The 11,164-nt window shown below is 69.5% G+C and carries 8 protein-coding genes and 3 pseudogenes; 2 read left to right on the top strand and 9 right to left on the bottom strand.

Translation table 11 applies throughout. From position 1 onward, the window contains the following. Positions 1-295 precede the first annotated feature (295 nt). The 5 genes and pseudogenes from ACFYPJ_RS37550 to ACFYPJ_RS37530 all read right to left on the bottom strand — a co-directional run. A complete protein-coding gene (locus tag ACFYPJ_RS37550; protein WP_389026370.1) occupies positions 296-1,981 on the bottom strand; it encodes a ribonuclease J in 1,686 nt (561 codons plus the stop codon). Positions 1,982-2,123: 142 nt separating this feature from the next. Continuing rightward, positions 2,124-3,023, bottom strand: coding sequence for a 4-hydroxy-tetrahydrodipicolinate synthase (gene dapA / locus ACFYPJ_RS37545; RefSeq protein WP_389026368.1), 900 nt, complete (start codon positions 3,021-3,023; stop codon positions 2,124-2,126). Positions 3,024-3,217: 194 nt separating this feature from the next. Continuing rightward, positions 3,218-3,667, bottom strand: a pseudogene (gene thyX / locus ACFYPJ_RS37540) (FAD-dependent thymidylate synthase); the annotation flags it as partial. Positions 3,668-3,670: 3 nt separating this feature from the next. Then, a pseudogene (locus tag ACFYPJ_RS37535) lies at positions 3,671-4,597 on the bottom strand (HNH endonuclease); the annotation flags it as partial. After that, positions 4,577-4,867, bottom strand: a pseudogene (locus ACFYPJ_RS37530) (FAD-dependent thymidylate synthase); the annotation flags it as partial. The pseudogenes ACFYPJ_RS37530 and ACFYPJ_RS37535, both read right to left, overlap by 21 nt. Positions 4,868-5,133: 266 nt before the next feature. On the opposite strand from ACFYPJ_RS37530, the gene ACFYPJ_RS37525 reads away from it, so the two are divergent. Together ACFYPJ_RS37525 and ACFYPJ_RS37520 are read left to right on the top strand one after the other, a co-directional pair. After that, positions 5,134-5,397, top strand: a complete 264-nt coding sequence (locus ACFYPJ_RS37525; protein ID WP_389026367.1) for a hypothetical protein — start codon at positions 5,134-5,136, stop codon at positions 5,395-5,397. A 115-nt stretch (positions 5,398-5,512) separates the two neighbouring features. Further along, positions 5,513-6,067 carry a hypothetical protein gene (locus tag ACFYPJ_RS37520; protein WP_389026365.1) on the top strand — a complete coding sequence of 185 codons (555 nt, stop codon included), beginning with the start codon at positions 5,513-5,515 and terminating at the stop codon, positions 6,065-6,067. Between the two features lie 153 nt (positions 6,068-6,220). Here the strand turns inward: ACFYPJ_RS37520 and ACFYPJ_RS37515 are convergent, their stop codons facing one another. From ACFYPJ_RS37515 to ACFYPJ_RS37500, 4 genes are all read right to left on the bottom strand, one after another. Continuing rightward, positions 6,221-6,664: a hypothetical protein gene (locus ACFYPJ_RS37515; RefSeq protein ID WP_389026363.1), complete on the bottom strand. Its 444-nt coding sequence runs from the start codon at positions 6,662-6,664 to the stop codon at positions 6,221-6,223. 17 nt (positions 6,665-6,681) lie between these two features. Beyond that, complete coding sequence (dapB, locus tag ACFYPJ_RS37510) at positions 6,682-7,434, bottom strand: 4-hydroxy-tetrahydrodipicolinate reductase (RefSeq protein WP_389026361.1); 753 nt, start codon at positions 7,432-7,434, stop codon at positions 6,682-6,684. A gap of 71 nt (positions 7,435-7,505) precedes the next feature. Continuing rightward, positions 7,506-8,885 carry a M16 family metallopeptidase gene (locus ACFYPJ_RS37505; protein WP_389026359.1) on the bottom strand — a complete coding sequence of 460 codons (1,380 nt, stop codon included), beginning with the start codon at positions 8,883-8,885 and terminating at the stop codon, positions 7,506-7,508. Further along, positions 8,882-11,122 (bottom strand): polyribonucleotide nucleotidyltransferase, encoded by a 2,241-nt coding sequence (locus tag ACFYPJ_RS37500; RefSeq protein WP_389026357.1) that lies wholly within the window; start codon positions 11,120-11,122, stop codon positions 8,882-8,884. The genes ACFYPJ_RS37505 and ACFYPJ_RS37500 overlap by 4 nt, the downstream gene beginning before the upstream one ends. Between the last annotated feature and the right edge of the window lie 42 nt (positions 11,123-11,164).

Here is an 11,164-nt window from a genome sequence, read left to right as displayed (position 1 = left end):
TACTCACCCTCTCGGGCTTTCCTCCGGGCGCTTCCCTTCGGTGTTTCCGACTCTATCAGACCTTTTCTCGGTCCGATTTCCTCGGTGCTTTCCAGAGTCCCGCTCTCGCGTTTCCCTTTCCGGCGGTTCCGACTTTATCAGAGATTCTGAGTCGGAATTCCCGACCCGTTCGGGATGCGCTCGGACGCACAGTCGGCGGCCGGGCTTCCCTCGTGGGCAGGGCCGTAAACGTACTGGAGCGGGGTGCCTCGATGCAAATCGAGGCACCCCGCTCCCGGGCTCAGCTGACTGCGGGTCAGACGTCCACGACGACAGGGAGGATCATCGGCCTGCGTCGATACGTGTCCGAGACCCACTTGCCGAGGGTGCGCCGGATGAGCTGTTGCAGCTGGTGCGGCTCCACGACACCGTCCTGGGCCGACTTCTCCAGCACCTCCGTGATCTTCGGAACGACGTCGGCGAAGGCCGCGTCCTCGATGCCGGAGCCGCGGGCCTGGACATGCGGGCCGCCCGTGATCTTGCCCGTGGACGAGTCCACCACCACGAAGACCGAGATGATGCCCTCGTCGCCGAGGATCTTGCGGTCCTTCAGCGCGGGCTCACCGACATCGCCGACCGAGAGGCCGTCAACGTACACATAGCCGGCCTGCACCTTGCCGGAGATCTTCGCCTTGCCCTCGACGAGGTCGACGACGACGCCGTCCTCCGCGATGACGATCCGGTCGTGCGGGACCCCGGTGAGAGCCCCCAGTTCGGCGTTGGCCCGCAGGTGGCGCCATTCGCCGTGCACCGGCATCAGGTTCTTCGGGCGGCAGATGTTGTAGAAGTACAGCAGCTCGCCCGCGGAGGCATGGCCCGAGACGTGCACCTTGGCGTTGCCCTTGTGGACGACGTTGGCACCCCAGCGGGTCAGGCCGTTGATGACGCGGTAGACCGCGTTCTCGTTGCCGGGGATGAGGGACGAGGCCAGGATGACCGTGTCGCCGTCGACGATCCGGATCTGATGGTCGCGGCTGGCCATCCGGGACAGGGCGGCCATCGGCTCGCCCTGGGAGCCGGTGCAGACCAGGACCACTTCGTCGTCCGGCAGGTCGTCGAGCGTCTTGACGTCCACGACCAGGCCCGGCGGGACCTTCAGATAGCCCAGGTCGCGGGCGATGCCCATGTTGCGGACCATCGAACGGCCGACGAAGGCGACCCGGCGGCCGTACTCGTGTGCCGCGTCCATGATCTGCTGGATGCGGTGGACGTGGCTGGCGAAGCTGGCCACGATGATCCGCTTGCGTGCGCCCGCGAAGACCTGGCGCAGGACGTTGGAGATGTCGCGTTCGTGCGCGGTGAAGCCGGGGACCTCGGCGTTGGTGGAGTCGGCGAGGAGGAGATCGATGCCCTCCTCGCTCAGCCGCGCGAACGCGTGTAGATCCGTGAGGCGGTTGTCCAGCGGCAGTTGGTCCATCTTGAAGTCCCCGGTGTGGACCACCAGGCCGGCGGGGGTGCGGATCGCGACCGCGAGGGCGTCCGGGATCGAGTGGTTGACCGCGACGAACTCGCAGTCGAAAGGTCCGATGCGCTCCCGGTTGCCCTCGGCGACTTCCAGGATGTAGGGGCGGATGCGGTGCTCCTGGAGCTTCGCCTCGATCAGCGCGAGGGTCAGCTTGGAGCCGATCAGCGGGATGTCCGGCTTCTCCTTCAGGAGGAACGGCACTCCGCCGATGTGGTCCTCGTGCCCGTGGGTGAGGACGATGCCCTCGATGTCGTCGAGGCGGTCCCGGATCGACGAGAAATCCGGCAGGATCAGGTCGATTCCGGGCTGCTCCTCCTCGGGGAAGAGCACCCCGCAGTCGACGATCAGCAGGCGGCCGCCGTACTCGAAGACCGTCATGTTCCGGCCGATCTCGCCGAGACCGCCGAGCGGTGTGACCCTCAGGCCGCCTTCGGGAAGCGGCGGGGGTGAGCCGAGTTCAGGATGCGGATGACTCAAAAGACTCTCCTCACCACGCACGCCACCTACCGGTGGGCACGTGGCGCGCGTGACGTTCGTGCAGAAGCAGTTGTCGTTGTGGATGCGGGCACCGGTGGCCCGCCTATTCAGTTGTGAAGCTCGGGTGGCGCCAAGTCTGATGTCAGAGCTGTACCCCGCCGGCGGCAAGATCGATCTTGAGCTGGGCGATCTCCTCGGGAGTGCACCCGATCATGGGTGCGCGCAGCGGCCCGGCGGGCAGTCCCTGGAGGGCGAGCGCGGCCTTGGCCGTCATGACGCCCTGCGTGCGGAACATGCCGGTGTAGACGGGGAGCAGCTTCTGGTGGATCTCGGTGGCCTTCTGGACGTCGCCGGAGGTGAACGCCTCGACCAGGGCGCGCAGGTCCGGGGTGACCACGTGGCCGACGACCGAGACGAAGCCGACCGCGCCGACGGACATCAGCGGCAGGTTCAGCATGTCGTCGCCGGAGTACCAGGCGAGGCCGGACCGGGCGATGGCCCAGCTGGCCCGTCCGAGGTCGCCCTTGGCGTCCTTGTTGGCGACGATCCTCGGGTGCTCGGCGAGGCGGACCAGGGTCTCCGTGTTGATCGGGACACCGCTGCGGCCGGGAATGTCGTACAGCAGGACCGGCAGTCCTGCGGCGTCGGCAACGGCTGTGAAGTGCCGGTACAGGCCCTCTTGCGGGGGCTTGTTGTAGTACGGGGTGACGACCAGGAGGCCGTGCGCGCCCGCGCGCTCCGCGGCGCGGGCCAGCTCGATGCTGTGGTGGGTGTCGTTGGTGCCGACACCCGCCACGACGTGGGCGCGGTCGCCGACCGCCTCCCGTACCGCTCGTACGAGGTCCGTTTTCTCCGCGTCGCTGGTGGTGGGGGACTCGCCGGTGGTGCCGTTGATGATCAGGCCGTCGTTGCCTGCATCCACCAGGTGGTGGGCGAGCCGCTGGGCGCCGTCGAGGTCGAGCGCGCCGTCCGCCGTGAAGGGCGTGACCATGGCGGTGAGGACCCGCCCGAAGGGGGTCTGCGGAGTGGAGGTCGGAGCCATGGGTAACACGCTACTCGGTGCTCCCTGTGTGGTCTGCCCTAGGGGGTGCCGGGAAAGTCAGGACAAATGTGGAGCCCGGCACTGCCTGCTCGGGGGTTCAAGCAGTGCCGGGTCCGTTTGATCAGGCTAGATGAACTTCTCTAAATGCCGCAATACGGACACTTCACCAGGCTGATCGGGACCTGCGTGCGGCCTCAGGGTGCGACCCGGCCGTTGGCGTTGAAAGCGGCGTGGGTGAGCGGCATGAGCTGGGCCCAGGCGGCCTCCATCTGCTCGCCGACCATCTCGATCTCCCGCTGTGGGAAGGACGGCACCTTGGCCAGCTCGTGCTGTGTGCGCAGGCCGAGGAAGTGCATCAGAGACCGGGCGTTGCAGGTGGCGTACATCGAGGAGAACAGGCCCACGGGGAGGACCGCCCGGGCGACCTCGCGGGCCACGCCGGCCCGGAGCATCTCCTGATACGCCTCGTAGGCGTGCCGGTAGCTCTCCTCGGTGACCCGTCCGACCAGTTCCTGCTGGGCCTGCGTGCCCTCCACGAACCGGTATTTGCCGGGGCGCCCCTCCTGGATGAGCTTGCGGGACTCGTCGGGCACGTAGAAGACCGGCTGCAGCTCGCGGTAGCGGCCGGACTCCTCGTTGTACGAGTTGTGCACGACGATGCCGTTGGCCAGGAAGTTGTGCCAGGGGCCCGCCACCGAGAGGTCGTACGTCATCTCCTCGCCCCGGTCCTCGATGGCGACGATCGGGTCGGGCACGGCCCTGGCGATCTCGTCGCCGCGCCGGGCCGCCGTCTGCTCCTCGGCGCTCCTGGCGGCCTGGCAGGGCTCACAGGCCGGGGCGAGGTTCTTCTCGTCAAGGGCTCTGGCCAGGTCTTCGGCGACCGGGACGACGTGGTCCAGGGCGAGCCGGTCGCCCGGGAAGTCCTGCCCGCAGCGGTGGCAGGTGCCGGTCTCCCCGATCAGCCGCTGCCGCTGTGCGGCGGTCCAGACGCCGATGCCGCGCTGCAGGCCCGGCGGGACGTCCGCGTGCCCGGAACGGGACTCGGATCCGGCCGCCATCACGGCGTCCCCGACGGCCAGCTCCCCTGCTTTGCGCCAGCCCTCCGGTGTGAACACGGCGTGGTCGACGGTGCAGCGGAGCGACTTCCCGGAAGCCGTCGTGATCTCGATCAGCGGCTTGACCCCGGATTCGATCACGTCGACGATCCTGGTCCGCCGGGCGAGCAGGGTCTCCTCGTCGTAGCAGCGGACGTGGCTGCGGCGGACCGGTTCGAGTCGCCGCAGACGGGTGGCCGGGTGCTGCTCGCGGAATTCCGTCACGGCCGAGTCGGCCGCCTCGCGGCTCTCGTACAGACCGAGGTAGTGGTCCGTCTCGCCGTGCCGGACCTGCGCCGTCCACTTGCCCGCGCCGCTGTGCCAGGTCACGCCGCCGGCGGAGGGCGGCAGCCGGTCCTCGGCGCCCAGGTGCCACAGCTCGTGCAGTTCGGCGATGGTCCGCCGGCGGATCTGGCCGGCCTCGCTCTCCAGGGTGATCTCCGTGTCACCGGCGACGCACCAGCCCACGCGGTGCCGCATGAACTCGCGGAACACGAAGATCGGGGCGCTGACGAGGAACGTCATCGAGTTGTGCTCGAAGGGGCTGCCGTGCCGGTCCCGCATCAGGTAGTTGATCAGTCCCTTCGAGCGCTCGGGGTCCTTGTCCAACTCCGCCAGGGACTGTTCGCCGGCCGTCGAGACACGGGCGGCGAACAGTACGTCGGCGTCCGACGCGCTGTGCTTGACCAGCTCGACGGTGACGTCGCTGCGGAAGATGGGCTTGGGTTCCTCGACGGGGGTGTCGGTCACGGCTCGGCGGGTCCTTCCATCACGTCTGTCGGGCGGCGCCCACTCTACGGCCCGGCACTGACACCGGGGCGTTCGGTGCCGGGCCGCGACATCTTCGGCGAACCCCGGAGAACTTCTGGGAATTCGGGGCAAGCAGGCACCTTTCATGGAGTTCTGTCGTCTCTATGGGCGAGGACCACATGTTCGAGTCGTTTCGAGTCGTTCGAGCGTGAGGCCGCTCCGTCGTTAGTCCGACGCCCTCCGACCTCCGATGGGAGACACATCCGATGTCCCTCCCCCAGCTGCCGCTGGGAGGCGCCGCCAGGCGCGAACCCGTACCGTTCGGCTTCCTCTCCGACGCCGAGAAGTTCCGCAGCAATGTCGCTCCCCCGCCCCGTGAGCGTGCGTCCGTCGGCCAGCTGGCCGGGCGCTGGCTGCTGGGGCTCACCATCGTCGCCGGGCTCGTCGGCTCCCTGGTCCTCGGCATGCCCGCGCTGTCCACCCACACCGCCACGCAGACACCGCAGTCGCAGGCCGCGCAGGGTCACTGATCCCGGCCCGGCGTCCTGGGGTCCCACCCTTACGGACCCCCGCGGGTGGTGAGCGGGGACACCGGCGGATAGCCTCACCGGGCACAGCCCATGCATGGACGAGTGAGGACCAGCCGTGCCCCTGCCCTTCCTGACGGCCGACCGATCCTTCGAGGCAGCCGACGACATCGCGTTGCCGTACGACGACCGCAGCCGCTGGCGGCGTCCCTACCGGCCCGGACCCTGGCGGGTGGGCGTGGCCGCGTTGTGGCTGCTGCTCGCCTCGTTCGTGCTGTTCGGCGCGGTCATCATCGCGCTGACCAGTTCTGCGGGCTCCGCCGCGGTGGTGTTCGCCGTGGCGCTCGCCGTCATCGCCGCGGCGCTGCGGCTGCTGCGCATGGGGGTGTGGGTCAGCGCGCGCGGCCTGCGCCACGTGGCCTTCCTCGCCACCCGTACCGTGCCCTGGAAGCGGGTCGTCGCGGTGCGCACGGTGCAGCAGCCGGTGCGCTGGGCGGGGCTGCCGCGCACGGTGCAGGGGCAGGCTCTGATCGTCGTACGCAAGGACCGTGCCGCCGAGGACCCCGCGCCGCTGCTGACCACGCACACCCTGGACTTCCTGGGGCGCATCCCGGCCTTCGACCGGGCGGCCGACACGGTCGAGGCATGGGCGGCGGAGTACCGGCGCAGCTGAACGGCATACAGCGGGGCCCGGTCCGTACGGACCGGGCCCCGTCCCGTTGGGCGCCGAATTCCCGTGCGCGCGAGCCTCAGCCCGTCGACCGGTGGTCATGCGCATCGACCTGTGCTCAGCACGTCGGTCAGTGGTCAGCGCATCGACCCGCGCTCAGCGCGTCGTCCCGTGCAGCGTGATGGCGCGCTGCATCGCCTTGCGGGCGCGCGGGGTGTCGCGGGCGTCGTGGTAGGCCACGGCCAGGCGGAACCAGCTGCGCCAGTCGTCCGGGGCCGCCTCCGTCTCGGCCTTGCGGCGGGCGAAGACCTCGTCGGCCGAGTCGCGGTCGATACGGCCGCCCGAAGTGCGCCGCAACTCGTCGACGGGCAGGCCGCCCTCGGCGTCGAGTTCGGCGGCGAGCTGGTTGGCCCGGCGGACGAACTGGGTGTTCTTCCACAGGAACCACAGGCCGATCAGCGGCAGGATCAGCACCGCGGCCCCGAAGGTGACGGTCACGACGGTGCCGGACTGGATGAGCATGACGCCGCGGCTGCCGACCAGGACGAAGTAGAAGACCAGGACGGCGGCCGTGACGATGTAGGAGATCTTCGCGCGCATGTGAGTGGGCCCCTCGATCAGCCCAGGTCGAGGAAGTGCTCCAGGCCGACGGTCAGGCCGGGGGCGGACACCACGCGACGCGCGCCGAGCAGGATGCCCGGCATGAAGCTGCTGTGGTGCAGGGAGTCGTGTCGGATGGTGAGGGTCTCGCCGTCGCCGCCGAGCAGGACCTCCTGGTGGGCGAGCAGCCCGCGCAGCCGTACGGCGTGGACGGGGACGCCGTCCACGTTCGCCCCGCGGGCGCCGTCGAGGGCGCTGGCGGTCGCGTCCGGCGCCGGGGCCGTGCCGGCCGCCCTGCGGGCCTCGGCGATGAGCTGCGCCGTGCGCGTGGCGGTCCCGGACGGGGCGTCGACCTTGTTGGGGTGGTGCAGTTCGATCACCTCGACCGATTCGAACCAGGGCGCGGCGATCTGCGCGAACTTCATGGTCAGGACGGCGCCGATGGAGAAGTTCGGGGCGATGAGCACACCGGTCCGCGGGGACTGGGCCAGCAGGTCACGCAGCTGCGTGAGGCGCTCGTCGGTCCAGCCGGTGGTGCCGACGACGGCGTGGATGCCGTGGCGCACGCAGTAGTCGAGGTTGCCCAGCACGGAGGCGGGGGTGGTCAGCTCGACGGCGACCTGGGCGCCGGTCTCGGTCAGCGTCTCCAGGCTGTCGCCCCGGCCGAGGGCGGCGACCAGCTCCATGTCCTCGGCGGCCTCGACCGCCCGTACGGCCTCGGAACCGATCCGCCCCCGGGCGCCGAGGACCGCCACACGCAGCTTGCTCATGTACTTGCTTCCTAACCGGAGGAATGGGACCGGAGGTGAGTCCGCCCCCGGCGGGAGTTGCGATACACGTCCTAGGCGACGGCGTCGTGCAGCCGTGCCGCCTGCTTGTCCTTGAGCGGGCCGATGACCGACAGCGAGGGCCGGCGGCCCAGGACGTCACGGGCGACGTCACGGACCTCGTCCGGGGTCACCTGCGCGATCCTGGCCAGCATGTCGTCCACGGACATCTGCTCGCCCCAGCACAGTTCGCTCTTGCCGATACGGTTCATCAGCGCGCCGGTGTCCTCAAGACCCAGCACCGTCGAACCTCTCAGCTGCCCCACCGCGCGGGCGATCTCGTCGTCGGACAGGCCGTGCTCGGCGACCTGGTCCAGTTCGTCGCGGCAGATCTTCAGCACGTCGTGCACCTGGCTCGGGCGGCAGCCCGCGTACACGCCGAACAGGCCGCAGTCGGCGAATCCCGAGGTGTACGAGTACACGCTGTAGGCCAGGCCGCGCTTCTCGCGGACCTCCTGGAACAGCCGGGAGGACATGCCGCCGCCCAGGGCCGTGTTCAGCACGCCGAGCGCCCAGCGGCGGTCGTCGGTGCGGGCCAGGCCGGGCATGCCGAGGACGACGTGCGCCTGTTCGGTCTTGCGGCCGAGCAGTTCGACGCGGCCCGCGGTGCGAAGGGTGCGGCGGCCGTCACGCGGCGCGATGGGCACCGCGTCGGGGTTGCGGAGCGCGCCGGCCTTCTCGAAGGCGGCCCTGACCTGCCGTACGACCTTGTTGTGGTCGATGTTGCCGGCGGCGGCCACGACCAGGTGGGTCGGGTCGTAGTGCTTCTTGTAGAAGCGGCGGATGCGGTCCGCGGAGAGGGCGTTGACGGTGTCGACCGTGCCGAGGACGGGACGGCCGAGGGCGTTGTCGCCGAACATGGTGTGCGCGAACAGGTCGTGCACGCAGTCACCGGGGTCGTCCTCGGTCATCGCGATCTCTTCGAGGATGGCGCCGCGCTCGACGTTGACGTCGTCCTCAAGGATGAGCGAACCGGTGAGCATGTCGCAGACGACATCTATGGCGAGCGGCAGGTCGGTGTCGAGCACGCGCGCGTAGTAGCACGTGTACTCCTTCGCCGTGAACGCGTTCATCTCGCCGCCCACCGCGTCGAGCGCGGCGGAGATGTCCAGTGCGGACCTGCGTCCGGTGCCCTTGAAGAGGAGGTGCTCCAGGTAGTGCGTGGCGCCGTTGAGGGACGGCGTCTCGTCACGGGAGCCGACGTGCGCCCAGATGCCGAAGGTGGCGGAGCGCACCGAGGGCAGCGTCTCGGTGACGATGCGCAGGCCGCCCGGGAGGGTGGTCTTGCGGACCGTGCCGATGCCGCCGGTGCCCTTGATCAGGGTTTGGGTACGGGCGACGGCCCGCGTCTCCGTGGAGATGCGGGCCGTCGCCGTGGCGTTACGCGACGTCACTTGTCGGCGTCGTCCTTCTTGTCCGAGCCCGCGGCGGAGCCGTCGCCGGCGGTTTCCTCGCCCTCGATCACGGGGATCAGGGAGAGCTTGCCGCGGGAGTCGATCTCGGCGATCTCGACCTGGACCTTCTGGCCCACGCCGAGGACGTCGTCGACGTTCTCCACGCGCTTGCCGCCGGCCAGCTTGCGGATCTGCGAGATGTGCAGCAGACCGTCCTTGCCGGGCAGCAGGGAGACGAACGCACCGAAGGTGGTCGTCTTCACGACCGTACCGAGGTAGCGCTCGCCGACCTCGGGCATCGTCGGGTTGGCGATGCCGTTGATGGTGGCGCGGGCGGCCTCGGCGGACGGGCCGTCGGCGGCACCGATGTAGATCGTGCCGTCGTCCTCGATGGTGATCTCGGCGCCCGTGTCCTCCTGGATCTGGTTGATCATCTTGCCCTTGGGGCCGATGACCTCACCGATCTTGTCGACCGGGATCTTGACGGTGATGATCCGCGGGGCGTGCGGGGACATCTCGTCGGGCCGGTCGATGGCCTCCATCATCACGTCGAGGATGTGCAGGCGGGCGTCGCGGGCCTGCTTGAGGGCCGCGGCCAGGACGGAGGCCGGGATGCCGTCCAGCTTGGTGTCGAGCTGGAGGGCGGTCACGAATTCCTTCGTGCCGGCGACCTTGAAGTCCATGTCGCCGAAGGCGTCCTCCGCACCGAGGATGTCGGTGAGGGTGACGTAGTGCGTCTCGCCGTCGATCTCCTGGGAGATCAGGCCCATGGCGATGCCGGCGACCGGGGCCTTCAGCGGCACACCGGCGTTGAGCAGCGACATGGTGGAGGCGCAGACGGAACCCATGGACGTCGAGCCGTTGGAGCCGAGGGCCTCGGACACCTGGCGGATCGCGTACGGGAACTCCTCGCGCGTGGGCAGGACCGGCACGAGGGCGCGCTCGGCGAGGGCGCCGTGACCGATCTCGCGGCGCTTCGGGGAACCGACGCGGCCGGTCTCGCCGGTGGAGTACGGCGGGAAGTTGTAGTTGTGCATGTAGCGCTTGCGGGTCACCGGGGAGAGGGTGTCCAGCTGCTGCTCCATGCGGAGCATGTTGAGGGTGGTGACGCCCAGGATCTGGGTCTCGCCACGCTCGAACAGCGCGGAACCGTGCACCCGCGGGATGGCCTCGACCTCGGCGGCGAGCGTACGGATGTCCGTCACGCCACGACCGTCGATGCGCTTCTTCTCCTTGATGACGCGCTCGCGGACCAGGGACTTGGTCAGCGAACGGTACGCGGCGGAGATCTCCTTCTCGCGGCCCTCGAACTCCGGCAGCAGCTTCTCGGCGGCGAGCAGCTTGACCCGGTCCAGCTCCGCCTCGCGCTCCTGCTTGCCGGCGATGGTGAGCGCCTGGGCCAGCTCGGGGCGGACGGCGCGGGTCAGGGCCTCCAGGATGTCGTCCTGGTAGTCGAGGAAGATCGGGAACTCACCGACCGGCTTGGCGGCCTTGGCGGCGAGGTCGGCCTGGGCCTTGCAGAGGACCTTGATGAAGGGCTTCGCGGCCTCAAGACCGGCGGCGACGACCTCCTCGGTGGGCGCCTCGGAGCCGCCCTCGACCAGTTTGATGGTCTCGTCGGTGGCCTCGGCCTCGACCATCATGATCGCGACGTCGCCGTCCTCCAGGGCGCGACCGGCGACCACCATGTCGAAAACGGCGTCCGCGAGCTCGGTGTGGGTCGGGAACGCCACCCACTGGCCGCGGATCAGCGCGACGCGGACGCCGCCGATCGGGCCGGAGAAGGGCAGACCGGCCAGCTGGGTGGAGGCGGACGCGGCGTTGATCGCGACGACGTCGTACAGGTGGTCGGGGTTGAGGGCCATGATCGTGGCGACGACCTGGATCTCGTTGCGCAGGCCCTTCTTGAAGGAGGGGCGCAGCGGCCGGTCGATGAGCCGACAGGTGAGGATCGCGTCCTCGGAGGGGCGGCCCTCACGGCGGAAGAAGCTGCCGGGGATCTTGCCGGCCGCGTACATCCGCTCCTCGACGTCCACCGTCAGCGGGAAGAAGTCGAGCTGGTCCTTGGGGTTCTTGGAGGCGGTGGTGGCCGACAGCACCATGGTGTCGTCGTCCAGGTACGCCACGGCGGAACCGGCGGCCTGCTTGGCCAGCCGGCCCGTCTCGAAGCGGATGGTCCGGGTGCCGAAGGCGCCGTTGTCGATGACGGCCTCGGCGTAGTGGGTCTCGTTCTCCACTAGCGTTTTCTCCGTTACTTGTCGTCTTCGTCCCGCGGCTGC

The organism is Streptomyces sp. NPDC006012, from assembly GCF_042871185.1.
Lineage (GTDB): Bacteria > Actinomycetota > Actinomycetes > Streptomycetales > Streptomycetaceae > Streptomyces.
The sequence above is the reverse complement of the archived record's forward strand: the minus strand, read 5'-3'. Positions and strand labels throughout refer to the sequence as shown.

Coding starts and splice junctions, on each gene's coding strand:
- dapA (WP_389026368.1), bottom strand. CDS start 3,023: ATGGCTCCGACCTCCACTCCGCAGACCCCCTTCGGGCGGGTCCTCACC.
- ACFYPJ_RS37525 (WP_389026367.1), top strand. CDS start 5,134: ATGTCCCTCCCCCAGCTGCCGCTGGGAGGCGCCGCCAGGCGCGAACCC.
- ACFYPJ_RS37515 (WP_389026363.1), bottom strand. CDS start 6,664: ATGCGCGCGAAGATCTCCTACATCGTCACGGCCGCCGTCCTGGTCTTC.
- dapB (WP_389026361.1), bottom strand. CDS start 7,434: ATGAGCAAGCTGCGTGTGGCGGTCCTCGGCGCCCGGGGGCGGATCGGT.